The following is a 24,540-nucleotide window of genomic DNA, read 5'->3' as shown; positions in this document are numbered from 1 at the left end:
CGAAGGGAAGCGCCCCCGAGGTGCGGGACCTCGGGGGCGCAGTGCCGGAGCGGTGCTCGGGCGGTGCCTGAGCAGTGCCCGCCAGACGGCGGCACGGGGCGCGAGCCGCCCCGGCGGGATCACTTCGGGGTGATCTCCTCGCCCTCCTTCTTCCGGGCGGCCACGAGCGAGGCGATGATCGCCACGCCCATCGCGACCACGATGAAGCTCAGCGAGACCCAGATCGGCACCTCGGGGATCTTCGCGAGGGTGTCGAAGCCGGGGATGAAGCCCAGCGGCGCCTCGTGGATCGCGTGGATCAGCAGCTTCACGCCGATGAAGCCGAGGATCGCGGCGATGCCGTAGTGCAGGTAGGCCAGGCGGTCCAGCATGCCGCCGAGCAGGAAGTACAGCTGGCGCAGGCCCATCAGCGCGAAGATGTTCGCGGTGAACACCAGGAACGGGTTGCGGGTCACGCCGAAGATCGCGGGGATCGAGTCCAGCGCGAACATGACGTCGGTGATGCCGAGGGTGATGAACACCAGCAGCATCGGGGTGAACATCTTCTTGCCGTCCACGACGGTGCGGATCTTGTTGCCGTCGTACTCCTCGGAGACCGGGATGACCCGGCGCACCAGGCGCATGATCGGCGACTCCGCGTCGTCGTCCTCGTCGCCGAAGGCCTGCTTCCAGGCCGTGTACAGCAGGAACAGGCCGAAGATGTAGAAGACGCCGACGAAGTGCTCGATGATCACGGAGCCCGCGAGGATGAACAGGCCGCGCGCGATGAGCGCGATGATGATGCCCACCATCAGCGCTTCCTGCTGGTACTTCCGCGGCACCCCGAACTTCGCCATGATCAGGATGAAGACGAAGAGGTTGTCGATGCTCAGCGAGTACTCGAGCAGCCAGCCCGTGAGGAACTCCGAGGACGGCTTGGCGCCGCCCACGAAGAAGAGCACCACCGCGAAGACGAGCGCGAGGCCGACGTAGAAGCCGATCCAGCCTGCGCACTCCTTCATCGAGGGCAGGTGGGGGCGCTTGATCACGAGCAGGAGGTCGGCGAGCAGGATCACGCAGAGCACGACCAGGGCGACGATCTCGAAGCCGAGGTGCAGTTCTCCCATGGGACTTCTTTCAGGGGGCGCCGGAGTCGAGGAGGCTCCGGGCGGCGGACGGGGTCAGGGCGGCCGCTCCCGGCTCCCATGGGGGCCGGACGGCGTGCCTCAGGCTACCGCTCCCCCGCCTGCTGCGACCGCTCCGGCCGGGGTGAAGATCGTCATCGCAGGTCGCCGACGACGCCCTCCACCGCGGCGAGCAGCGTCCCGTCGGCCAGACGCGCCTCCGCCTCGGCGATGTCGGGGGCGAGGAAGCGGTCCGGGCCGGGCCCCTCGACGCTCTCCCGCAGCACCGCGATCGCGGCGGCGCTGCCGGCCGACGGGCTCAGCGGCGCCCGCAGGTCGATCGCGCGGGCGGCGGTGAGCAGCTCGATCGCGAGGACCCGGCGGAGGTTCTCGACACTGGTGCGGAGCTTGCGGGCGGCGTGCCAGCCCATCGAGACGTGGTCCTCCTGCATGGCGGAGGAGGGGATCGAGTCCACGCTCGCCGGCACCGCGAGACGCTTCATCTCGGAGACGAGGCCGGCCTGGGTGTACTGGGCGATCATGAAGCCGGAGTCCACGCCGGGGTCGTCGGCGAGGAAGGGCGGCAGGCCGTGGGAGCGGGACTTGTCGAGCATCCGGTCGGTGCGGCGCTCCGCGATCGAGGCGAGGTCCGCGGAGACGACGGCGAGGAAGTCGAGCACGTAGGCGACGGGGGCGCCGTGGAAGTTCCCGTTGGAGGTGACGGTGCCGTCCTCGAGCACGACGGGGTTGTCGATCGCGGAGGCGAGCTCGCGCTCGGCGACGGTGCGGGCGTGCACGATCGTGTCCCGCACGCCGCCGGCGACCTGCGGGGCGCAGCGCAGCGAGTAGGCATCCTGGACACGGGATCCCTCGGCGGCGACGTCGGCGATGATCCCGGAGCCCTCGAGCAGGGCGAGGATGTTCGCGGCCGACGCCTCCTGGCCGGGATGGGGGCGCAGCGGGGCGTGCAGCTCGGGGCGGAAGACGGTGTCGCGGCCGCGCAGGGCTTGCACGGACAGCGCCGTGGTGACGTCGGCGGTGCGCACCAGCTCGTCGAGGTCGGCCAGGGCCATCAGGAGCATGCCGAGCATGCCGTCCGTGCCGTTGATGAGGGCCAGGCCCTCCTTCTCCTCGAGCAGCACTGGCTCGATCCCCGCCTCGGCGAGCAGCTCGGGCACAGGCCGCTCCACGCCGTCGCGGTCGCGGGCGCGCCCCTCCCCCATCAGCACGATCGCGCAGTGGGAGAGCGGGGCGAGGTCGCCGGAGCAGCCGAGGGAGCCGTACTCGTGGACGATCGGGGTGATGCGGGCGTTCAGCAGCGCGAGCATCGTCTCGACGACGACGGGGCGCACGCCGGTGCGGCCGGAGGCGAGGGTGCGGGCGCGCAGCAGCATCAGGGCGCGCACCACCTCGGTCTCGACCTCGGGGCCGGCGCCGGCGGCGTGGGAGCGGATCAGGGAGCGCTGCAGGGCGTGGCGCATCGAGGGCGGGATGGACGTGTCGGCCAGCGCCCCGAAGCCGGTGGAGACGCCGTAGACGGGGGTCTCGCCCGCGGCGAGCGCGTCGATGTGGGCGCGGACGGAGGCGACCTGCTCGCGGGCGGCGGGGTCGAGCTGGACGCGGGCCCCTCGGCGGGCGACGGCGAGCACGTCGGCGGCGGTGATCCCCTCGGCGGAGAGGGGGACGGTGTCGGTCATGGGGTGTCCTTTCGGTGACGGGACGTGGCGGCGGGTCAGGCGATCCGCACCCCGCGACGGCGCACCTGATGGGTCAGCGGCATGCCGGGGCGGTAGGCGAGGTGGATCGCGGCAGGGGCGTCGAGCACGTGCAGGTCGGCGCGGGCGCCGGTCCCGAGATGGCCGACGTCGCTGCGGCGCAGGGCGAGGGCCCCGCCGCGGGTCGCGGCGCGCACGGCCTCGGCAAGGGAGAGGTGCATCTGCAGCACGGCGGTCGCGACGCAGAAGCTCATCGCGCTCGTGTAGCTGGTGCCGGGGTTGCAGTTCGAGGCGATCGCGAGGGCGGCGCCGGCGTCGAGCAGCTCCCGGACCGGGGCGAGCGGGGCGCGGGTGGAGAGGTCGCAGGCGGGCAGCACGGTCGCGACCGTCGGCCCGGCGTCCACGGCGAGGAGGCCGGGGGCGCCCCCGTCGGCCGTGGGCCGGGAGGCGGTCGCGGCGAGCGCCTCGACGTCCTCCGGCGCGAGGTGGTTGAGATGGTCGACGCTCGCGGCGCCGAGCGCGGCGGCGAGCGCGACGCCGCCGCTGCGGCCCAGCTGATTGCCGTGGACGCGGAGGCCCAGGCCGGCCGCGGCGCCGGCGCGCAGCACCCGCTCGGACCGGGCGGGGTCGAAGGCGCCCTCCTCGCAGAACACGTCGATCCAGCGCACGTGCTCCGCGACCGCCTCGAGCATCTCCCCCGCGACGAGATCGACGTACTCCTCCGCCCCGGGTCGGCCGTCCTGGCCGTCGTACTCGGAGGGGACGAGGTGCGCGCCGAGGAAGGTGACCTCGTCGAGCTCCCCGTCGGCCGCGAGGGCGGCGAGGAGGCGCGCGGCCCGGGCCTCGTCGGCGACGGTGAGGCCGTAGCCGGTCTTGGTCTCCATCGTGGTGGTGCCGCCGGCGGCGGCCTCCGCGAGCCGGGCCCGGACGAGGTCGCGCAGGCGCTCGTCGGACGCCTCCCGGGTCGCCGAGGTGGTCACGCCGATGCCGCCTGCGGCGTAGGCCTGCCCGGCCATCCGGGCCTCGAACTCGGCGGCGCGGTCGCCGTCGAAGACGAGGTGGGAGTGGGAGTCGACCCAGCCGGGCAGCACGGCCCGACCGCCGAGGTCCTCGCGCTCGTCGGCCGACGGGGCCTGCGGGGCGGGGCCGGTCCAGGCCACGCGGTCGTCCTCGATCACGAGGGCGGCCTCGCGCAGCACCTGCTCCTCGGTGACCTGCCCGGGGCGGGCGGGGTCGTCGAGGGCGGGGTCGAGGGTCCAGAGCTCGGAGATGCCGGTGAGCAGGGTCGAGGTCATGGCGTGCCTCCTCAGTCCCGGCGCACCGGGGTCATCGGGATGCGGACCCCGCGCTCGTGGGCGACCTGGTCGGCGCGGGAGTAGCCGGCGTCGACGTGGCGGATCACGCCCATGGCGGGGTCGTTGGTGAGCAGGCGCTCGAGCTTCTTACGAGCGAGCTCGGTGCCGTCGGCGACGCCGACCTGGCCGGCGTGGATCGAGCGGCCGATGCCGACGCCGCCGCCGTGGTGGATCGAGACCCAGGTCGCGCCGGAGCTGGTGGCGGTCAGGGCGTTCAGCAGCGGCCAGTCGGCGATCGCGTCGGAGCCGTCGAGCATCGACTCGGTCTCCCGGTAGGGGGAGGCGACGGAGCCGGAGTCGAGGTGGTCGCGGCCGATGACGATCGGGGCCTTGACCTTCCCGTCGCGCACGAGGTCGTTGAAGAGCATCCCGGCCTTGTGCCGCTCGCCGTAGCCGAGCCAGCAGATGCGGGCGGGCAGGCCCTCGAACTCGACGAACTCGTCGGCGGCGTCGAGCCAGCGGTGCAGGTGCTCGTTCTCGGGGAACAGCTCCTTCAGCGCCGCGTCGGTGACCTCGATGTCCTCGGGGTCGCCGGACAGCGCCACCCAGCGGAACGGGCCGAGGCCCTCGCAGAACAGCGGCCGGATGTAGGCGGGGACGAAGCCGGGGAACTCGAAGGCGCGGTCGTAGCCGGCGTGGCGGGCCTCGTCGCGGATCGAGTTGCCGTAGTCGAACACCTCGGCGCCCTCGTCCTGGAACTCGACCATGGCCTGGACCTGGCGGGCCATCGCCTCGCGGGCCTTCTTGGTGAAGCCCTCCTCGTCGGCCGCGGCCTCGCGCTGCCAGTCCTCGACGGCGACCTCGGTGGGCAGGTAGCTCAGCGGGTCGTGGGCGGAGGTCTGGTCGGTGACCACGTCGATCTGCAGGTCACCGGCCCGGTGGCGCTCGAGCAGGGCGGGGAAGACCTCGGCCGCGTTGCCGACGATGCCGATGGACAGGCCCCGCTTCTCGGCTTTCGCCGCATTCGCGCGGGCGATCGCGTCGTCGAGGTCGTCGGCGATCTCGTGGCAGTAGCGCTTGGCGACGCGGCGCTCGAGGCGCGTGCGGTCCACGTCCACGATCAGGCAGACGCCGTCGTTGAGGGTGACGGCCAGCGGCTGCGCGCCGCCCATGCCGCCGCAGCCGCCGGTGAGGGTGATGGTGCCGGCCAGGGTGCCGCCGAAGCGCTTCTGTGCGACGGCCGCGAAGGTCTCGAAGGTGCCCTGGAGGATGCCCTGGGTCGCGATGTAGATCCAGGACCCGGCGGTCATCTGGCCGTACATCATCAGGCCCTCGGCCTCGAGCCGGCGGAACTCGGGCCAGGCCGCCCAGTTGCCGACGAGGTTGGAGTTCGCCAGCAGCACGCGCGGCGCCCACTCGTTCGTGCGCAGCACGCCGACGGGCTTGCCGGACTGGACCAGCAGGGTCTCGTCGTCCTCGAGGTCCTTGAGGGTGTCGACGATCGCGTCGAAGGCCTCCCAGGAGCGGGCGGCGCGGCCGGTGCCGCCGTAGACGACGAGGTCGTCGGGCCGCTCGGCGACCTCCGGGTCGAGGTTGTTCATGAGCATGCGCAGCGGCGCCTCGGTCTGCCAGGACCTGGCGGTGAGGTCGGTGCCGCGGTCGGCGCGGACGGGACGGGCTCCGGGGAGGGACATCGTCGGCTCCTTCGTCGAGTGGTGTCTCGGGGTTCCCCACAGGACACCACCGCCACAGGGTCGGGTCGAGAGGCGGGACCGGAGTGATGTCCGGAATACCGGACGCCCAGAGCCGCTCGTCAGCTCCGCGCGCTCGCGGTGGCCACGATCTCCGCGAGGATCTCCCGGACCCGCTCGGGCTGCTCGACCCACGGCAGGTGCCCTGCCTCGGGGGCGACCCTCTTGCGGGGAGCTCGGGCATGGGCGGCCAGCGAGACCACGGGACCGACGGGGCGGGGGTCCTGCATGCCGTGGAGGAACGTGATCGGGCAGCGGACCGCGGTCGCCCAGGTGATCTGGTCCATGTCGTCGAAGCGCATCAGCGCACGATTGACCTGGTGGGCGATCGCGTGCGGAGAGGTCGCCATCGGTTCGGCGAGGTCGTAGCCGGATCGGGGATCGGCGTAGTCGGTCGCCCAGCTCAGGCGACGCCACTCCACCTCCTCGTCGGCGGTGCGCTGCCGTCCGTCCAGGGCGGCGAAGCGCTCCGCCCAGGGCGCGAGGCGGCGCGCCCGCTCGGCGCGGTACGGGGTGCGCCAGTCGCCCACTCCCACCCCGTCCACGTACCCGAGCGCCGTCACCCGATCGGGGTGGGTGCCGGCGTGCGCGAGGGCGAGGGTCGCCCCGAAGGAGTGGCCGACGAGGGCGACCCGCTCGTGCCCGAAGGCACGGCGCAGCTCCTCGATGTCCTCGACGAAGCGCGCGATGGTGAGGTCGGCGGGCGGGTCGACGGGGGCTCCTGGTGCCCCGCCGCTCCCGTCGGGACCCGTCGAGTGCCCGCAGCGCCGCTGGTCGTAGCGGTGCACGGTCGCGTGGCCCGCCAGCAGTCCGGCGAGCGGGGCGAGGTAGTCCCAGAGCCCCGGGCCGCCGTGGAGCAGGATCACCGCAGGGGCGTCGGCAGGCCCTGGGTCGGTCCAGGTCGCCAGGCGGGCGCCGTCGCTCATCGTCACGAAGTCCATGCCCGCACGCTACGGCCCGGCGGGCGCCCGGTCACCTTCCGGTCGGGGACGTCCCCGCCGTCTCCGCCCGCCCGCCGAGTCGCCGTGTGATCTCCTCCGCGCCGCGGCGCACGGAGGTGGCGAGGCGCTTGCGCTCGGCGGGGCCGACGCGAGCCTCGACGAAGGTCAGCGCCACGGCGGCGGCGGGCCAGCCGGCGTGATCGCGCACCACGGCGGCGACCGAGCCCATCTCGTCGCTGACCTCGCCGGACTCGCTCGCGATCCCCTCTGCGCGCACGGCCGTCAGCAGCTCCCTCAGCTCCTTCGGAGTGGCGGGGCCGGGTGCGTCGGTGCGGGCGGCGAAGTCGGCGGCGGTGCCGTAGAGGGCTCGCAGCTGCGGGGCGGGCAGGTGAGCGAGGATCGCGCGGCCGCTCGCCGTGAGATGGGCGGGGATCCGCACGCCGACGTCGGTGACGAGGCTCGGCCGGTTCCGGGCGCGCTCCTCGACCACGTAGAGCACGTCACGCCCATGCAGCACTGCGAGATGCCCGCTCTCCCCCACCTCGTCGACCATCGCCTCGACCACGCGGCGACCGATCCGAGCCAGCGGCTCCTGACGCAGATAGGCCCCGGAGAGCTCGTGAGCCGCCGGCCCCAGCCCGTACAGCCGCTCCTGGTCCAGGTGCAGGACGTAGCCGTGCTCGACGAGGGTCGCCAGCAGGTCGTAGGTGCGGGAGCGCGGCAGGTCCAGCTCCTCGGCGATGCGCGCGGCGGCGACGGGGGCGCGGCGCGAGGCGAGGAAGGTCAGCAGACGCAGCGTCGCGTCGGCCGCCGGGACTTTCGGGGTGGCCATGGCCGAAGCATGCCACCGACGCCCCCGAGGCGCAGCGGGACGGGCCGGCCCTCAGCGCGTCGGCGCCGGCTCTGCCCCGTCCTCCCCGCCGGCGGACCGCAGGCTCTGCGCCTCCCGCTCGGCCCGCACCAGCTCCCAGGTGCGCACGAGCCGGGGCAGGGTGAGGATCACCAGGCCGCCGACCATGTTCAGCGGGATCACCCACGCGCACCAGACCAGCCACTGGAGGTAGGTGGTCTCGGCGCCGGCGTGCATGGCCGCGAAGATCACCGCGGAGCTCAGCGCGCCGTGGAACATGCCCAGCCCCACCACCAGCAGCCCGGAGATGAGCGAGTTCGCGAGGGTCGCGATGCCCTCGCTGGAGCCCTGGCTCATCCTCGTCACCAGCGTGATCGTGAAGCCGGCCAGGATCGCGAGGGAGGCCGTCTCGAGTGTGAGGCCGGGCTCCATGTACTGCGCGGTCGACTCCAGCAGCACGTCCTCGAAGTGCGGGAACGCCGCGACGACCAGCCAGGCCAGCGCCCAGCCGCCGGCGAGGTTGGTCACCAGCGTCACGCTCCACAGCCGCAGCAGCTGCCACCAGGTGCCGTGCCCGGCCACGATGGCGTTGATCGGGACCAGGAACTCCTCGGTGAACAGCTCCGAGTGCGCCAGCCGCAGCGCGTACAGGCCGACGCCGAAGGCGAGCCCGCCCAGCAGCTTCGAGCCGGTCGCGTCCATCACCGCGAGCATCGCCAGCAGACCGAGCCCCACGTCGATCCCGCCGAAGAGCCCCGTGACCACCAGCGCTCGCCAGGTGCGGTTGAGCCGGTTCGCGCCCTCGGTGACGGTGTTCTCGAACTCCTGGACCAGGGCGTCCTCGACCGCGTGGTCGCTCGCGCCGAGACGTCGGCGTTCCTCGGTCTGGCCCGGACGGTCGCTGCGTGCCATCGTGACTCCTCGTCGTGCGGGTGCCGGTCTCGTCGTGCGGTTCTCGATCGTCCCACGTGCGCGGATCCGGCTTCGACCTGCCCGGACACCGCCTCTCGCCGTCAGGGCCGCAGCGTCCGGTGCGCCGGACGCCCGTGGTTCCCGCGCCGGATCGGCGGCGGGCCCACGGTGCCATGATGGGAGGAACCTACCCCCTTGGAGAGCCGACGAGGAGCCTTCGATGACGACCTCTTCCACCCCTGCCTCCGCGTGGACCGGACGGCACGACGGCGACGGCCCTGAGCACGCCCGCTGGCACCAGGCGGTGCAGGTCGTGCGCCGCGGAGAGGCCGACGGCGACGGCCCGTCGGGAGAGGTCGCGGAGGCAGGTGCCGCCGTCCCGGACCCGGCCGCGGACCACGTCGCGCTGCTCGGATTCCGCTCCGACGAGGGGGTGCGGCGCAACCGCGGTCGCGTCGGCGCGGCCGACGGTCCCGCGGCCCTGCGCCGCGCGCTCGCCCCGCTCGCCCTGCACGGGCCGCTCGCGCACGGCGAGGTCCAGCTGCACGACCTGGGCGATGCGGAGACCGTCGGCGAGGACCTCGAGGCGGGGCAGGCCGCGGCCGCGGCGCTGACCGCGCACGGCCTGGACCGGGCCGGATCACGCCTGACCGTGGTGCTCGGCGGCGGGCACGAGACCGCCTGGTCCTCGTACCTGGGGCTGATGGGCTCCGGCTTCGGCCCGCGGGCCGGTCAGCGCTGGGGCGTGCTGAACCTCGATGCGCACTTCGACCTGCGCAGCGAGCCGCGCCCCACCTCCGGCACGCCCTTCGCGCAGATGGCCGAGGCGGAGCACGCCGCGGGCCGCGAGCTGCGCTATGCGGTGCTCGGGATCGCGGAACCCTCGAACACCGGCGCGCTGTTCGAGAAGGCGCGAGGGCTGGGCGTCACCTGGTGGACCGACGAGCAGTGCCTCGCCGCCGGCGCCGAGGGGATCACCCGCTTCGTGGAGCAGTTCGCCGCGGAGCTCGACGTCCTCTACCTGACGATCGACCTGGACGTGCTCCCGGCCGCGGTCGCGCCGGGCGTCTCGGCGCCGGCCGCGCACGGGGTGCCGCTGCCGCTGATCGCCGCGGCCGTCCGCACCGCGGCGGGCTCCGGGAAGCTGGCGCTGCTGGACGTGGTGGAGCTGAACCCGTCCCTCGACATCGACTCCCGCACCGCCCGTGCCGCCGCGCGGCTCATCGACGACGCGGTGCGCACGGTGACCGGCGCGGGCGCCTGATCCTCCCCGCTCCTGCTGCCTGCTCCCCTGCTGCCTGCTGCCTGCTGCCTGCTGCCTGCTGCCTGCTCAAGGTCGAGCGCTGGCGCAGGGCGTACCAGTACGCCTATATAGGCGTAGCGGTACGCCACACGCCATCAGTCGACCACCGGACTCCGTCGAAGGTCGGACAAGGACCCCAGGCCGCGTCGGACCCATGCCACGGCGAAGCCGATCACCGTGCGGGGGCCCGGCCGGTCGTGGTGGATCGCGAGCACGTGGCCGATCTCGTCCTCGTGCCGGTGCGCAGCACGGCGGGCGGGGCTCGTCATGGAGGGTCCTCTCGTGGCGGGGTCGGTGGGAAGGGGCGCGAGGGCCGGCGGTGCAGGGACGTCGCGGCGGCGCAGCGGCACCGCCGGCGCGGCCTCAGAGCAGCAGCGTCTCGACCAGCGTCACCGCGGCGACGCCCGCGAGCAGCGCCGCGAACAGCAGGGTCAGCGTCGAGGGGCGCGCCTTCGCCGACAGCGGCCCGCCGATCACGCCGCCGACGGCGGAGCCGGCCGCGAAGACCAGCGTGGTCGCCCAGTCGACCTGCACGTCGGTGCCGAGGCGGGCGAGGAGGCTGGTGGCGGTCGCGATGATCATGACCAACAGGCTCGTGCCGGAGGCGCGACGCATCGCGAGCCCCAGCGCGATCACCAGCATGGGCACGACGATGAACCCGCCGCCCACGCCGAAGAAGCCGGTGAGGAAGCCGGTGAGCGAGGCGGCGGCGATCACGGATCCCAGCCGCGGGGAGGGCGGCGCGGCCGGGGCGAACGGCAGGTCGGGCTCGCCGTGATGGTGCTGCAGCCCGTCGGCCGTCTCGACCGTGTCGGGGCCGGGCTGGTCCAGCACCGGGTCGTCGTGGGAGGCGATGGGGGCGTCCCCGTCGGCGAGCGGGGCGGTGCCGAGCGCGGCGGCCTCCGCGTCCTCCGTCCGACGGGTGCGCAGACCGCGGCGCAGCATCGCCGCGGCGACGACGGCGAGCATGACCCCGAACAGGGTCAGCAGCACATCGGGAGGGACCAGGGCGGACAGCCGCGAGCCGAGGACGGCGCCGACCACCGACACCCCCGCGAACACGAGCCCCGCCCGCCACTCCACGTTCCGCTGCCGTGCATGATGGGGCAGGCTCGCCAGCGCCGTGATCAGCACGATCACGAGGCTCGAGGCGGTCGCGGCATGCGGCGGCATGCCCAGCAGGAACACCAGCACCGGCACCGCGAGGATCCCCCCGCCCGCACCGAGCGCCCCGACCACGATCCCGACCCCGAGGCCGACGCCGATCGCGAGCAGGACGAGCTCCATCGGGGGTCTCCTTCGGGCGGGGGCGCGGGCCAGCTCATCGTATCCGCGGGGAGGGGCAGGGCGCGGGCCTGCGGCGATAGACTCGCACCACCCCTCGGAGAGGAGCGGACATGATCCCGGATCCGCGCACCGGCACCCCGGCGCCGCTGGACCCCGCCTCGCCCGCGATGGGCGAGCGGATCGTGGAGGCGTGGCGGCGCGGCGCGCTCGTGCTCCCGCTCGGCGAGGACGACGCCACTCCCCTGCGCCTGCCCGGCCTGCACAAGTCTGCCCTGCCGCCCTCCCTCTCGGGCCAGGCGCGGGTGTCGCTGGCCGGGGTGGGCGAGCGCTTCGCCGCCTGGCGCGTGACCCCGCAGGAGAACGCGCCGGTCATCGTGCGGATCGCGCATGTCGCCCCCGAGGAGCTGCACCAGGACCTGGGCCACGAGATCGCGGCGCTGACCCTGATCGCGCCGGAGGCCGGCCCCGATCCGATCGCCGTGCACGACGACGCCGCGACCAGCCCGCTCGGCCACCCCTGCGTCGTCACCACCGAGATCCCGGGCGTGGCCGCAGCGCCCGAGGCCTGGACGGGCGCGCACCTGCGCTCCCATGCCCGGCTCCTCGCCCGCCTCCACGCCGTGCCCGCCCCGGGCCGCGGACCGGTGAGCTTCGGGGAGGACCCGTGGGCGGCGGTCCCCGTCGGCCCCCAGGCGCTGCTGCCCGAGGTGGAGGCCGAGGTCGAGTCCTGGCGCGCCCGGCACGGCGCGCTGCTCGCCGAGCACGGGCTCGAGCCCTTCCTCGAGGCGGCGCTCGCCCGGGTCGCCGGCATCGAGGACCTGATCGCGCAGCTGGACGGCTTCGCGCTCTGCCACGGCGACCTGTGCTCGACGAACATCCTGTGGGACGGCATCGACCCGTCGACCGGCCTGCCGCGCGTGCAGTACATCGACTACGAGTGGGCGCAGGGCGACGACCCCGCCCGCGATCTCGCGATCATCGGCGGTCCCGTGCACGGCGGGCCCTGGTACGTCCCGCTCGGGGAGGAGCAGGTCGCGGCCTTCGTCGACGAGTACGTGCGGGCGCGCGGCGAGCTCGGCGAGGTGCCCGCGGGGATCGCCGACGTCGGCGCGCTGCGCGAGCGGATGCGGGCATGGACCGCCTACGAGCGCACCGCGATGCTCGTCCACGTCGCCTCGCGCGCCGCGACCCGCGCCTCCCATCGTCAGGTGCTGCCGGTGCTGCGGGGCACCCTCGCCGCGGAGCTCGGCCTGGACGGCTGACTGTCCTCCCCACCACATCGCCCACCTGCACAGTGGCGCGATCCGGTCACCCTCTGTTTACGGTGGGCCCATGAGCGACTTCGTGAAGAACGCATCGAACGCCCCCAAGGGGCACATCGCGGCCGAGGCCGCGGGCCTGCGCTGGCTCGCCGAGCCCGGTGCCGTCCCCGTGGTCGAGGTGCTCGAGGAGGAGCCGGACTCGCTGCGCCTGGCACGCCTGGAGCCCGTCGTCCCGACCCCCGAGGCGGCCCGCGAGTTCGGCCGACGCCTCGCACGCCTGCACGACGCCGGCGCACCCGGCTTCGGCTGGTCCCCCGCCGACCCCGCCTTCTTCGGCCCGCTCGAGAACCCCTTCCCCGTCTCGACCCGCGTCGAGGAGGAGTTCGCGGTGTACTGGGCCGAGGAGCGGCTGCGCCCCCTGGCCGACAAGGTCACCCGCACCCTCGGCGCCGACGGGCACGACACCGTCGACGAGGCGATCGACGTGATCGCCGACGGCGCCTACGACGGCATCAGCGGCCAGGGCACGGAGGAGCCGAGCCGCGTGCACGGCGACCTGTGGTCCGGGAACCTGATGTGGACGGCCGACGGGGTGACCCTCATCGACCCCTCCGCGCACGGCGGCCACCGCCTCGAGGACCTCGCGATGCTCTCCCTCTTCGACGCCCCGCACCTCGAGGAGATCTTCGAGGGCTACACCGAGGAGCACCCGCTGCCCGGCGACTGGGAGCAGGACCTGCCCGCGCACCTCTTCTTCGGCCTGCTCGCCCACGTGCACCTCTTCGGCGAGGCGTACGTGGACCAGACGATCTCCACCGCCGAGGCGATCATCGCGCGGGCGGACGAGCTGGGCTTCTGAGCCTCACCCCTCGCGCCACCGCCGGGCGAGCTCTCCGGGCGTCGACCCCGTCGCGGTGCGGACGTCGTGGGTGAAGTGGGACTGGTCGGCATAGCCGAGCCGTGCCGCGAGCGCGGCGAGGTCCTCGTCGCCGCGCAGCCCGTCGGCCGCCTCGTGCAGCCGCCGCCGCCGGATCAGCCACGCGGGCGTGAGGCCGAGCCGCCTGCCGGTGAGCCGCTGCAGCGCACGCTCCCCGAGCCCGAAGCGGCTGCACAGCTGCCCGACCTCGCACAGCGCCGGGTCGTTCTCGACCTCCTCGACGATCGCGTCGATCAGGAGGTCCTCCTCCCGGGGTGGACCGAGACCGGCGATGCGCTCCTCCACGAGCGCGCAGCACGCCGCATGGACCTCGTCCTCGTCGGGCCCCTGCGCCATCAGCTCCCGCAGCGGCGCCGTGAGGCCGGCGAGCGCCGCGACCCCTTCGAGCTCGCGATGGCCGCCGGCGAGCTCGCGGAGCCCTCCCCCGTGCAGCACGGCGCCCGCGGCCGGGGCGAACATGACGCCGAAGCCCCAGGAGCAGCCCTCGAGCACCGTGGTGGAGAGCCCGGGATTCGGGCCGACGAATCGCGAGTAGGCGGGGGTCGTGATCATGAGGCAGACGGGGAACTGCAGCACCCGCTGCTCGGCCCGCTCCCCCTCCGGCACGTCCCAGACCGGGATCCAGTAGCGGCGCAGCCAGGGGCGCAGCGAGGCGGGCGGGAGCCGGCGGTGGATGGTGAAGCTGCGGTCGGCCGGGTCGCGCAGATGCGCCCGCTCGATGTCGTCCGACGCGCGTGAGGCCATGGCCGCACAGTAGCCGTGTCCGGCGGTGCCGCCCCGGTGACGACCCCGCGGACACGAGTCACCGGCGTCGGGACCGCCGACCCTTCGCCTCGGATCCGGCCCGTCGGCGGCGGTGTCGGGAATCCACAAGACCGCCCGACGGGTGCTCCGTAGCGTCGACCTCGCCCGCCCGGGACGTCCGGGACGGCGACGAAGGAGGAGACATGAGCACCACTGCACGACCCGCCGCCGGCCCCGACGCCGCGACCCGCTGGCGCGAGCGGTCCGCGCCGTTCACCGCGGAGGTGGAGGCGGTCGCCGACTGGGACGCGCCGAGCCCCTGCGAGGGCTGGACCGCTCGTGACGTGCTCATCCACGTCATCGACACCGAGCGGGAGTTCCTGGTGGGCGTCGGCCTCATCGCCGACGAGCGCCCCGCCGAAGAGAGCCCTGCGGACGAGAACCCTGCAGGGGAGACCGGCGAGGCGGTTGCGGACCCGGCCGCGCGCTGGGCCGCGCACCTCGACGTGGTCGAGGCGCTCCTGGCCGACCCCGCCGCGGCCTCCCGCCCCCACGGCGGGGCCTTCGGTCCGACGACCGTCGGTGACGTGCTGCTGGACTTCTACGGCTTCGACCTGATCGTCCATCGCTGGGACCTGGCCAGGTCACAGGGCCGCGACGCCCGCCTCACCGAGGCCGAGCTCGCGCTGGTCGACGCCGCGGTGGACGGCTGGGGCGAGCATGCCTACGCCCCCGGCATCTTCGGCGCGCCCGTGGACGTGCCCGGCGGGGCCGATGCCCAGACCCGGGTGCTCGCGAGGACCGGCCGCCGCGGCTGAGGCACACCCCCTCCGCCGGCCCCGGCCGCCACGTCTGCACTCACGCCGAGTGGTGCATGTGGACTGCCATGACCTGCACATAGCGGTCCACATGCACCACTCGGCGTCGGTGAAGGGCGCCGACGCATTCGGGAGGCGTGCACCGACGCGATCGAGACGTGGCCCTGTGTCGGAATGAGTCGTCATTCCCGCACAGGGCCACGTCTCGATGATGGTCCGGGGGCGGCCCCGGCCCCGTGGTCGCTGTTCAGCGGCGTGGGCTCAGTGGTCGTGGCCCTCGTGGTCGTCCTCGGCGCCGCCGGCATCGCTGGCGCCGTGGTCGTGGCCGTCCTCGTCGGCGTGGTCGTGGCCCTCGTGGCCCTCCTCGCCCTCCGACTCGCTCGCGCCCGGGGAGACCTCGTACTCGCCGGAGGCGGTGCCGGTGGTCACCTGGATCTCGTGCGGAACGACGGGCAGGTCGAGCTCGCGGTAGACCTCGCCGCTGGCGACGTCGACCATGCTGAGCTTCTTCGCCTCGGGGTCGACGACGAAGGCGGTGCCGTCGGCGACCGAGAGCATCGGGCCGGCCTCCTGCCAGTTCTCGCCCTCCTCCCACTCACCGGTCACCGGGACCTCGTGGAGGATCTCGCCGCTGTCGGGGTCCAGGATGTTCAGCTCACCGTCGTAGGTGAGCACGAGCGCCTCGCCGTCGGGGCCGCGGTCGAGGCTGCGGAACCAGTACGGGGAGCCGAGGTCGACGATCTGCTGGGTCGCGTCTCGGGTGTCGATCAGCGCGATCTCGGTGGGGCGCTCGATGCCGCCGGCGGGCTCTGCCTCGACCTTGTGGTCCGCGAGCACGATCGGGGAGTCCTCGTGGCCCTTCTGGTTGCCGGAGCGCTGGTAGTCGCCGTCGATCGCGACCTTGTGGAACTCGCCGTCGCGGTAGATCACCGAGCCGTTCTCGCAGCCCAGCGAGATGACGTCGCCGGACTCGGTGGGCTGCGCGGCGGCCTCGCCGTGCACGCCGGGGCAGTCGTCGGTCTCGGCGACGACCTGCCCGTCGGCGTCGAGGACCTGGACGGTGCTGCGCGCGTCCTCGGTGCCCTGGGTGGTGAGCAGCCCGCCGTCGGACAGCGGCACGGCGACGCCGTGGTGCGGGTCCTCGGTCGCGGTCTCCTCGAGCACGTCGAGCTGGCCGTCGCCGAGGGCGGTCGGGTCGATCAGGGTGATGTCGCCGGTGCCGTCGGCGAAGATCGCGGTGCGGTCGCCGTGGGGGACGACGTGGCCGGGCATCGGGGCCTCGAGGGAGAGGTCGGTGAGCGCCGGGTCCTGGACGTAGTAGTGGAAGTGGTCGCCGTGGCCCTGGGCGAGCAGGCCGGTGTCGTACATGGTCACGGCGTCGGAGGCGCTGACCGCGACGTGGCGGCCGTCGCCGGCCGGGTTCAGCCGCACGTACCCCTCGACGGGGGTCTCGTTCAGCACGGAGCCGTCGGCCGAGTCGAGGGTGACGACACCGCCCTCGTGGGCGAGGACGATACGGGGGCTGAGCGCGCCGACCTCGGTGCGGTCCGAGGACGGGGACTCGGCGGCCCCGGCCTCCTCGCCCCCGCCGTCGGAGGCTCCGCCGTCGGCGCCGGAGCCGCAGGCGGAGAGCGCGAGCACGCCCGCGCCGAGGAGCGCGACGGCACGCCGCTTCATGACAATGTTTCTCATCAGGTGCATGCCAGGAAGCTACCAGCGAATGAGAATCTTTCGCAATTGGGGAGCGGTGACCTGAATCACGACAGTCGTGAGGGGCCGACAGTATCGAGTGCTGCATGGAGCCGGGAGGCCCCCGCACGACGACGCCCGCCCCGCGGGATGCGGGACGGGCGTCGTGGCCGGAGCGGGCTCGGCTCAGATGACACCGAAGGCGATCATCGCGTCGGCCACCTTGCGGAAGCCGGCGACGTTCGCGCCGAGCACGTAGTCGCCGGGGCGGCCCATGTCCTCGGCGGTCTCGAGGCAGGTGGTGTGGATGTTCCTCATGATCTGCGTGAGGCGCTCCTCGGTGTGCTCGAAGCTCCACGCATCACGGCTCGCGTTCTGCTGCATCTCGAGCGCGCTGGTCGCGACGCCGCCGGCGTTCGCGGCCTTGCCGGGCCCGTAGGCGACCTCGGCCTCGCGGAACACGGCCACGGCCTCGGGGGTGCAGGGCATGTTCGCGCCCTCGGACACGGCGAGCACGCCGTTCTTGACCAGGGTGCGGGCGTCGCCGGCGCCGAGCTCGTTCTGCGTCGCGGACGGGATCGCGATGTCGGCCGGGACGTCCCAGACGCTGCCGCCCTTGACGAAGCGGGCGCCCTCGCCGCGGCGCTCGGCGTACTCGTGGATGCGGCCGCGCTCGACCTCCTTGATCTGCTGGAGCAGGTCGAGGTCGATGCCGTTCTCGTCGACGACGTAGCCGGAGGAGTCCGAGGCGGTGATCGGGGTGCCGCCGAGCTGGCGGGACTTCTCGATCGCGTAGAGCGCGACGTTGCCGGAGCCGGAGACGGCGACGCGGCGGCCCTCGAAGGACTTGCCGCGGGCCTTGAGCATCTCGTCGGCGAAGATGGCCGCGCCGTAGCCGGTGGCCTCCTTGCGCACGAGCGAGCCGCCCCAGTCCAGGCCCTTGCCGGTGAGCACGCCGGCCTCGTACCGGTTGGTCAGGCGCTTGTACTGGCCGAAGAGGTAGCCGATCTCGCGGGCGCCCACGCCGATGTCGCCGGCGGGGACGTCGGTGTACTCGCCCATGTGGCGGTGCAGCTCGGTCATGAAGGACTGGCAGAAGCGCATGACCTCGCCGTCGCTGCGGCCGTGCGGGTCGAAGTCGGAGCCGCCCTTGCCGCCGCCGATGGGCAGGCCGGTCAGGGAGTTCTTGAAGATCTGCTCGAAGCCGAGGAACTTCACGATGCCGAGGTTGACGCTCGGATGGAACCGCAGACCGCCCTTGTACGGGCCGAGCGCGGAGTTGTACTCGACGCGGAAGCCGCGGTTGACCTGCACGGTCCCCTCGTCGTCCACCCACGGGACGCGGAAGATGATCTGGCGCTCGGGCTCGCACAGGCGCATGAGGATCCCGTGGTCCTGGTACTCCGGGTGCCGGGACTGGACGACCTCGAGAGACTCGAACACCTCCCGGACGGCCTGGTGGAACTCGGGCTCGCCGGGGTTGCGGCGGAGCACGCGGTCGAAGGTGTCCTGGAGCGTCGAGTCGAGCATCGCAGTCCTTTCAGGGGCCCGGGGGCCCGATATCGCGGGGCCCTCGGGGTCGGGAGGGCGGAGCGGGGCCAGCGTACGCGTACGGAGTCGGGCGGTCACGGGACGTTCAGTGAGTGAACATGCACGTGCCTGTCTCGCCATGCACCAGCGAGACGGGGGTCACAGCCGAGCGTCGTCGCGACGACCCTTAAGAGCCTTCTCGTAGGCGGCGAGGGTCTCGTCGTCGAAGAGCACCAGGCGCAGCTCCCAGCGCCCGCCGAGCCGCGCCGCGCTCTCGCGCAGGCTCGCGATCGCGATGCGCGCGGCGCGGTCGAGGGGGAAGCGGTAGGCGCCGGTCGAGATCGAGGGGAAGGCGAGGCGGTGCAGATCGTGCTCGTGCGCGACCTCGAGGCAGCGTCGGTAGCAGGAGGCGAGCTCGGCGTCGCGGCGGGCCCGACCGGCCTCGTCGGCGTGGGCGGACCAGACGGGGCCGACGGTGTGCAGGACGTGCGGGACGGGCAGGTCGTGCCCGCCGGTGAGCTTCGCGTCTCCGGTCTCGCAGCCGCCCAGGGTGCGGCAGTCGGCGAGCAGGCCGGGGCCGGCGGCGCGGTGGATCGCGCCGTCGACCCCGCCGCCGCCGAGCAGGGTGGAGTTCGCGGCGTTGACGATCGCGTCGACGTCGTCCACCTGGGTGATGTCGCCGCGTCGCAGGGTGATCAGCGGGGGTCCTTCGGCGGTCGTCATGGTGCTCCTCCTCAGCACGTCGGGCTCGGCGGTGCCGACGCCCTCGCCCCGAGTCTCGCCCACCGAGGGCTCGGCAGGCGAGACTCCAGGGCCCAGAGGGTGATCGCGCGGTCCGTCGGCCCGGCCGGGAGACCCGGCGGGCCGACGGGCGTGCGCCGTCGGGCGGGACGCTCAGGCCTTCGGCGGCTCCTCGCCCAGGGCGAATTCCCGCACCTGCACCCACTTCCCGCCCTCGTTCTTCGCGGTCACGCGCAGGCGCGCGACCCGGGTCGCGACGGGGGCGTCGAGCGTGACCTCCAGCAGCGGGGAACCATCGGCGCTCGCCACCTCGGTCCAGCTGGCCCCGTCGGCCGACAGCTCGAGCACGCCGTGCTGGATCTGGTCGCCGGCCGTGTCGTCGCTGCGCGCCATCTGGATGCGCGCGAAGGTGATCGCGTGGCTCTCCTCGAGGTCGATGCGGATCTCGTCGCCGACCTCGGGCGCGCCGTCGGACCAGAAGAAGGTCGAGAGGTCGCCGTCGGCCATGCGCTCGGGTGCGTGGTCGCGGTAGGTGCCGAGGGTCGTGGTGGCAGTGGCGGGCAGGCCGCGGAAGGGCAGCGACGGGTCCTCGGGCAGGACCGCGCGCAGCACCTCCCAGGCGCGGGAGGCGAAGGTCTCGAACAGTCCGGCGGCGACGACGGGGACGATCTGGTCCTCCCGGTAGACGCCGCCCTCGCGCTGGTCGGGGACGGTGGCGCGTCCGGCGAGCGCGAACTTCTCGACCGCACGGGCCGCCGCCTCGGAGGCGGCCTCGTGCTCGCCGGCATGGAGCGCGGCCATCATCTCGTGCTGGGCGAGGAGGCCCTCGGCCCACTGGGCGCCCGCGACGATCCAGGGGAGCGTGTCCTGGTAGAAGCCGTCTGAGGCCATGTCGGCGAGGGAGCTCTCGAGCCCTGCGATCCGGGTCAGGCGGTCGACGAGCGCCGTGCCCTCGGCCCCGCCGTCGGCGTCGGCCTCCCAGTACGCCTCGAGGTCTGCCTCGAGCGCGGGGGCGAGCGGGGAGCCCGAGCGGTAGGGCCAGTTCTGGTGGAGGTCCGCGAGGATGCGCAGGTCGGAGCGGGTCTGTTCCTGGCGACCGGCGAGCTCGTCGACGACCGCGTCCCAGGACTCGGCCGCGTCGTAGACGGGCGGGTTCCAGCAGTAGTCGGCGTAGTTCCCGAGCGAGATCAGGGAGGCGTAGGGCTGGATCATCGGGTTCGCGGTGAAGCCGGCGAGGTGCTCGTGGAGGGTCGGGGCGCGGCCCTCGAGGGGGTTGAGGAAGAGTCGCTCGCGGCGGCCGTCGTTGACCGGGAAGTTGTCCCAGATGTAGAGGTGCTCGGTGTGGTACGACTCGACGGCCTTGACCACGGACTCCTCGGTGATCGAGGGGGAGAACACGCCCTCGCCGGTCCACTGCACGCGCACCTCCGGGTCCAGGCCGGTGCCGAAGGCGGTCTTGTAGTCGGTGGGTCCGGAGCCGGTGTACCCGGTGGGCACGGTCTGCAGCGGGGACAGGTCGTGCGCCCGCACGTACTCCTCCTGGACCCGGTTCAGGTAGTGGACCTGCGCCGCGGGCAGGGAGTCGAACTGTGCGGCGTCCTCCTCGCCGAGCTCCCACGGGATGTCGTCCAGTGCGATGTAGAAGCTGGTCACGCCCAGTTCGCGCAGCTGCTCGAACTTCGCCACAGTCGCCTCGAAGTCGGCGTCGGAGCCGTAGACGATGTCGTTGCCGGGCGAGAGGGCGTAGGTGAAGTCGACGTGGTGGGCGTTCGCGGTCTCGACCAGCTCGGCGAGCTTCTCGAGGTCCTCCCCCGCGTAGAGCTCGCGCCACTTCGAGCGCAGCAACAGGTCGTCCTTGGGCGTGTAGATGTAGGTGTTGAGCTTGTGCTCACCGGAGAAGGCGAAGAGGTCCTGCCGGGCCTGATGGGACCAGGGGATGCCGTAGAAGCCCTCGATCGCGCCGCGGATCTCCATCAGCGGCTCGTCGCGCACCGTGACCTCGGGGACCAGGGAGCGGCCGGCGAGGAGGCGGCGCAGGGTCTGGACGGCGTAGAAGGTGCCGCGGGCGTCGCGCCCGGCGAGGGCGAGGACGGTGCCGCGGTCGCGGCCGGCGGCGAGCACGTAGCCGTCGGCGGCGAGGTCCTCGGGGCCCCCGACGCCGAGCACCTCGAGCACCGGGGTGAGGCTCGGTGTCTCCTCGGGGGTCCCGAGGTGGACACGGGTGCCGCCGGCGGCGGGGTCGGCGTCCGCGGGGAGCGTCTCGACGGCGCAGCCGGCCGCCTCGAGCACCTCGACCAGGAGTTCGCGGGCCCGCTCGTCGACGCCGTCGCCCGCCTGCAGCTGCACGCGCCGGGTCAGGGGCAGCAGCTTCCCGGAGCCGGTGAGGGACTGCGGGGCGGGGTGGAGGGCGGGGACGGCGTCGCGGGTGCCGCCCTCGGCGTGCGCGGCACCCAGCGGCAGAAGGGCCGCACCGCCGGCGGCGAGGCCGAGGCCGAGCGCGGAGCGGCGGGAGAGGTGGCGCAGCGACGGGGTGGCGGCGCGGGCGGGGGTGGGAGGAGGAACGTCCGCAGAACGATTCACAGCGAGAGCCTTCCGATCCGCGCACGCGGCGGGCGTGGCGGTGTGGGGATGCGCGGGGCGCCGACGGGCACTGCGATGTGAGGCGCCCCACAGGGCGACGACACCGTATCAAGCGGGTGCGGCGGCGTCAGCGGGTCCGACCCGGCGATCGACGGGCGCGCCGCGGCGTCAGCCGACGGTCAGGACGATCTTCCCGCGAGCGTGCCCCTCCATGCTCGCGCGGAAGGCGTCGGCCGCCTCGGCGAGGGGGAAGGCGCGTTCGACGTCGATGCGGAGGTCTCCGGCCTCGGCGAGCTCGCCGAGCGCGGCGAGGTCCGCGGCGTCGGGCCGCACCCACAGGTACTCGCCGCCGGAGCCGACGACGGAGCCGTCGGCGATCGAGGCGTGGCGCCCGCCGTCCTTGAGCACGGCGAGGGTCTGCTCGAGCACCCCGCCGACGTAGTCGACGACGAGGTCGACGCCCTCCGGGGCGTGCTCCCGGACCCGCCCGACGAGCCCCTCCCCGTACTCGACGGGCTCGGCGCCGAGCCCGCGCAGCCGCTCATGGTTGCGCTCCGAGGCGGTGCCGATCACGCGGGCACCGGCCGCCGCCGCGATCTGCACGGCGAAGGAGCCGACGCCGCCGTTCGCGCCGTGGACCAGCACGGTCTGCCCGCTCTCGAGGCCGAGGCGGTGGAGGGACTGGTGGGCGGTGAGCCCGGCGAGCGGCAGCGCCGCGGCCTGGGCGAAGGAGAGGGAGTCGGGCTTGCGAGCGGCGGCGCGCACCGGGACCGTCATCTTCTCGGCGAAGGAGCCGGCCTGGACCCAGTCCTTGCGGGCGTAGGCCATGACCGCGTCGCCGACGGAGAACTCCGGGACGTCCAGGCCCACCGCCGCGACGACGCCCGCGACGTCCCAGCCGGGGATCACGGGGAAGATGGTGGTCATCAGCGGATCGAGGCCGCCGGAGAGGACCTTCCAGTCCACGGGGTTCACTCCCGCGGCGCGCACGTCGACGAGGATCTCGCCAGGGCCGACCTTCGGGTCCTCGAGCTCGGAGAGGGTGAGGACCTCGGGGCCCCCGTAGCTGCTGTAGGTGATGGCCTTCATGAGGGTGTGCAACGCGCGGCGCTCTCCCCGCATTCCCGTGGGACGCGCGCGGCTGCGGGCTCCTCGCGCGCGCGATCACGACCTCCGCCGGCCGCAGGAGCTCCACCAGGCTGGCGGAGCCGGGCAGGGCGATGCCTCAGGCAGCGAGGCCGGGGCGGCACAGGAGGCGCCCCGGACGTCAGCTCCGCACGTCGAGCTCGCGCTGCACCCAGGCCGGGTCGTCGGTGGTGATCGTGTCGACGCCGCAGGCGAGGGCCACCTCGAGCTGGGCCGCGGTGTTCACGGTCCACGGGTTCAGGCGCAGACCGGCCTCGTGCACGGCGCGGGCGGCGCGGAGGGCGAGCCCGTCGATCGCCGGGCCGATCCCCGCGGCGCCGAGGTCCTTCGCTGTCCGGATCGTCTGCGCGGTGATCTGCTCGACGAGATACGAGACCGGCGTGCCAGGGCTGCCGCGACGGATCGCCTCGAGCGCCTCGGCGTGGAAGGAGATGACGGTGGAGACCTTCGCCGGGGAGTCCTCCGGGAGCGCGGCGAGCTGCCCGGCGACGGCCTCGCCGGCACCGGCGACCTTGACCTCGATGAACAGGGGCACGGTGGTCGTCTCCAGCAGCTCGGCGAGCGAGGGGACCTTCTCACCGTCCTCGAGCAGCACCGTGTCGAGCTCGGCACGGGTCAGCTCGCCGATGGCGCCGCTGCGCCGGGGCGAGTCCGCCGCGGCAGTGCGGTCGATGGTCTCGTCGTGCATCACGACCACCTCGTCGTCTGCGCTGAGATGGACGTCGCACTCGAGCAGCTGGGCGCCGTCCTCGATCGCGCGGCGGAACGCGGCGAGCGTGTTCTCGGGGGCGTGCGCGCTGGCGCCGCGGTGGCCGACGATCGCGGGGCGGGCGGGGCGCTTCGGGGTCATGGTGCTCCTTGAGCGGTCGGGCGTGCAGTGATCGGGGGGCGAGCTCGTGCGGGTCGGGGGCGGTCCGGTCGCCCGGCGCGGCGGGGCGCTCGGGACGAGGCCCTCCCGTCCCGACCCCCAGCATGCCGCGGGTCACGCCTTCGCCCCGTGCTCGACACAGGTGCGGGACCGGCCGAGCGGCGGCCAGGGGCTCCCCCGTCCATCGCCCCGTCCCTCACACGCTCAGACCAGGGCGTGGCGCTCCATCAGCGACGCCGCCCAGACCGGGTCGTCGACGGTGAGGGTGTCGCAGCCGAGCTCGAGGGCCCGCTCGAGCTCCTCCTCGGTGCGTGCGGTCCACAGGTTCAGGGCGGCGCCGAGCTCGGCCGCGCGCTCGACGTCGGCCTGGCGGGCGTCGGCGATCCGCACGCCGGCGTGGACGACCCCGAGGTCTCGGCATGCCTGCCACCACTCGGGGCTCGTCGCGGTGGTGGTCAGCATCCGCGGGATCCACGGCGCGACCTGCTGCGCGTGCTGCAGCGGCTCCTGGTGGAAGGAGAGCAGCACGGCCGGGGCGGCCGACGGATCCGCCCAGGCCTCCGCGCCGCCGTCGCCGAACTCCTCGGCGAGGATCTCGAGCACCCGCTCCACGGCGCCCGGCGCCTTGATCTCCACCAGCAGCGGCGCCCGGGTGCCGTCCTCGCGCACGGCCGCCTCGAGCACCTGGGCGAGGGTCGGGATGTGCTCGCCCTCCCCCACCAGCACCCGGTCCAGCTGGGCGCGGGTCAGGTCGGCGACCGCGCCGGTGCGCAGCGGGGAGTCGGCCTGCGCAGTGCGGTCCAGGGTCGCGTCGTGGAGGATCACGTCCAGGCCGTCGGCGCTGAGATGGACGTCGCACTCGAGCAGCGTCGAGCCCTCGGCGACGCCGCGCCGGAAGGAGCGCACGGTGTTCTCGGGGTCGAGGGCGGCGGCGCCCCGGTGTCCGACGAGGGCGGGCTGCGTGGGGGTCATGAGGGGTGGTTCTCCTGGGTGGGATGGTCGGCAGGGCGAGCGGCCGGGGGCCGTCGCGTGCAGGCGGCCGGGTGGGCCGACGGGTCGTGCGGGCCG

The 24,540-nt window shown here is 73.8% G+C and carries 21 protein-coding genes; 4 read left to right on the top strand and 17 right to left on the bottom strand.

All coding sequences use genetic code 11. The features are described 5' to 3' along the window. Positions 1–119: 119 nt before the first annotated feature. The 7 genes from DEU31_RS01000 to DEU31_RS00970 form a co-directional block, all read right to left on the bottom strand. On the bottom strand, positions 120–1,106 hold the full coding sequence (locus DEU31_RS01000; RefSeq protein WP_010552152.1) for a TerC family protein: 987 nt from the start codon (positions 1,104–1,106) through the stop codon (positions 120–122). A 152-nt stretch (positions 1,107–1,258) separates the two neighbouring features. Next, on the bottom strand, positions 1,259–2,800 hold the full coding sequence (gene hutH, locus DEU31_RS00995; protein WP_133675131.1) for a histidine ammonia-lyase: 1,542 nt from the start codon (positions 2,798–2,800) through the stop codon (positions 1,259–1,261). Between the two features lie 35 nt (positions 2,801–2,835). Beyond that, on the bottom strand, positions 2,836–4,113 hold the full coding sequence (locus DEU31_RS00990) for an amidohydrolase family protein (RefSeq protein ID WP_133675129.1): 1,278 nt from the start codon (positions 4,111–4,113) through the stop codon (positions 2,836–2,838). Positions 4,114–4,124: 11 nt separating this feature from the next. Then, positions 4,125–5,807 carry a urocanate hydratase gene (gene hutU / locus DEU31_RS00985; RefSeq protein ID WP_133675127.1) on the bottom strand — a complete coding sequence of 561 codons (1,683 nt, stop codon included), beginning with the start codon at positions 5,805–5,807 and terminating at the stop codon, positions 4,125–4,127. Between the two features lie 119 nt (positions 5,808–5,926). Then, on the bottom strand, positions 5,927–6,805 hold the full coding sequence (locus tag DEU31_RS00980) for an alpha/beta hydrolase (protein ID WP_133675125.1): 879 nt from the start codon (positions 6,803–6,805) through the stop codon (positions 5,927–5,929). 31 nt (positions 6,806–6,836) lie between these two features. After that, positions 6,837–7,637 (bottom strand): IclR family transcriptional regulator, encoded by an 801-nt coding sequence (locus DEU31_RS00975; protein ID WP_010552147.1) that lies wholly within the window; start codon positions 7,635–7,637, stop codon positions 6,837–6,839. A 51-nt stretch (positions 7,638–7,688) separates the two neighbouring features. Then, the gene (locus DEU31_RS00970; RefSeq protein ID WP_133675123.1) at positions 7,689–8,567 is read right to left on the bottom strand and encodes a formate/nitrite transporter family protein; all 879 of its coding nucleotides are present in this window, start codon (positions 8,565–8,567) and stop codon (positions 7,689–7,691) included. Positions 8,568–8,787: 220 nt separating this feature from the next. Between DEU31_RS00970 and hutG the strand changes: the two genes are divergently transcribed. Next, the gene (hutG, locus tag DEU31_RS00965) at positions 8,788–9,831 is read left to right on the top strand and encodes a formimidoylglutamase (protein WP_133675121.1); all 1,044 of its coding nucleotides are present in this window, start codon (positions 8,788–8,790) and stop codon (positions 9,829–9,831) included. Between the two features lie 134 nt (positions 9,832–9,965). Here hutG and DEU31_RS16665 read toward each other — a convergent pair whose 3' ends face one another. After that, the gene (locus tag DEU31_RS16665) at positions 9,966–10,139 is read right to left on the bottom strand and encodes a hypothetical protein (protein WP_157998677.1); all 174 of its coding nucleotides are present in this window, start codon (positions 10,137–10,139) and stop codon (positions 9,966–9,968) included. 94 nt (positions 10,140–10,233) lie between these two features. Continuing rightward, positions 10,234–11,157, bottom strand: a complete 924-nt coding sequence (locus DEU31_RS00960) for a sulfite exporter TauE/SafE family protein (RefSeq protein WP_010552144.1) — start codon at positions 11,155–11,157, stop codon at positions 10,234–10,236. 110 nt (positions 11,158–11,267) lie between these two features. Between DEU31_RS00960 and DEU31_RS00955 the strand changes: the two genes are divergently transcribed. After that, positions 11,268–12,419 (top strand): aminoglycoside phosphotransferase family protein, encoded by a 1,152-nt coding sequence (locus tag DEU31_RS00955; RefSeq protein WP_133675119.1) that lies wholly within the window; start codon positions 11,268–11,270, stop codon positions 12,417–12,419. Then, positions 12,358–13,278 (top strand): fructosamine kinase family protein, encoded by a 921-nt coding sequence (locus tag DEU31_RS00950; RefSeq protein ID WP_347876450.1) that lies wholly within the window; start codon positions 12,358–12,360, stop codon positions 13,276–13,278. Before DEU31_RS00955 ends, DEU31_RS00950 begins: the two co-directional genes overlap by 62 nt. Positions 13,279–13,281: 3 nt before the next feature. Here DEU31_RS00950 and DEU31_RS00945 read toward each other — a convergent pair whose 3' ends face one another. Next, complete coding sequence (locus tag DEU31_RS00945; RefSeq protein WP_010552141.1) at positions 13,282–14,100, bottom strand: helix-turn-helix domain-containing protein; 819 nt, start codon at positions 14,098–14,100, stop codon at positions 13,282–13,284. A gap of 203 nt (positions 14,101–14,303) precedes the next feature. Here DEU31_RS00945 and DEU31_RS00940 point away from each other — a divergent pair, with 203 nt between their 5' ends. Continuing rightward, a complete protein-coding gene (locus DEU31_RS00940; protein ID WP_133675117.1) occupies positions 14,304–14,918 on the top strand; it encodes a TIGR03086 family metal-binding protein in 615 nt (204 codons plus the stop codon). Between the two features lie 261 nt (positions 14,919–15,179). On the opposite strand, the gene DEU31_RS00935 is transcribed toward DEU31_RS00940, so the two are convergent. The 7 genes from DEU31_RS00935 to DEU31_RS00905 form a co-directional block, all read right to left on the bottom strand. Next, positions 15,180–16,619 (bottom strand): hypothetical protein, encoded by a 1,440-nt coding sequence (locus tag DEU31_RS00935; RefSeq protein WP_243733659.1) that lies wholly within the window; start codon positions 16,617–16,619, stop codon positions 15,180–15,182. Between the two features lie 174 nt (positions 16,620–16,793). Further along, positions 16,794–18,137, bottom strand: coding sequence for an NADP-specific glutamate dehydrogenase (gene gdhA / locus DEU31_RS00930; protein WP_010552138.1), 1,344 nt, complete (start codon positions 18,135–18,137; stop codon positions 16,794–16,796). Between the two features lie 159 nt (positions 18,138–18,296). Then, positions 18,297–18,860, bottom strand: a complete 564-nt coding sequence (locus DEU31_RS00925) for an O-acetyl-ADP-ribose deacetylase (RefSeq protein WP_133675115.1) — start codon at positions 18,858–18,860, stop codon at positions 18,297–18,299. 171 nt (positions 18,861–19,031) lie between these two features. After that, positions 19,032–21,458, bottom strand: a complete 2,427-nt coding sequence (locus tag DEU31_RS00920) for a beta-N-acetylglucosaminidase domain-containing protein (protein ID WP_133675113.1) — start codon at positions 21,456–21,458, stop codon at positions 19,032–19,034. A 168-nt stretch (positions 21,459–21,626) separates the two neighbouring features. Continuing rightward, complete coding sequence (locus DEU31_RS00915) at positions 21,627–22,547, bottom strand: NADP-dependent oxidoreductase (protein WP_133675111.1); 921 nt, start codon at positions 22,545–22,547, stop codon at positions 21,627–21,629. Positions 22,548–22,725: 178 nt separating this feature from the next. Next, the gene (locus DEU31_RS00910; protein ID WP_126985796.1) at positions 22,726–23,454 is read right to left on the bottom strand and encodes a glycerophosphodiester phosphodiesterase family protein; all 729 of its coding nucleotides are present in this window, start codon (positions 23,452–23,454) and stop codon (positions 22,726–22,728) included. A gap of 222 nt (positions 23,455–23,676) precedes the next feature. Further along, on the bottom strand, positions 23,677–24,444 hold the full coding sequence (locus tag DEU31_RS00905) for a glycerophosphodiester phosphodiesterase family protein (RefSeq protein WP_133675109.1): 768 nt from the start codon (positions 24,442–24,444) through the stop codon (positions 23,677–23,679). Between the last annotated feature and the right edge of the window lie 96 nt (positions 24,445–24,540).

The sequence above is a fragment of the Brachybacterium sp. AG952 genome (assembly GCF_004362645.1).
GTDB lineage: Bacteria > Actinomycetota > Actinomycetes > Actinomycetales > Dermabacteraceae > Brachybacterium > Brachybacterium conglomeratum.
This window is presented reverse-complemented; position numbering and strand designations above follow the sequence as displayed.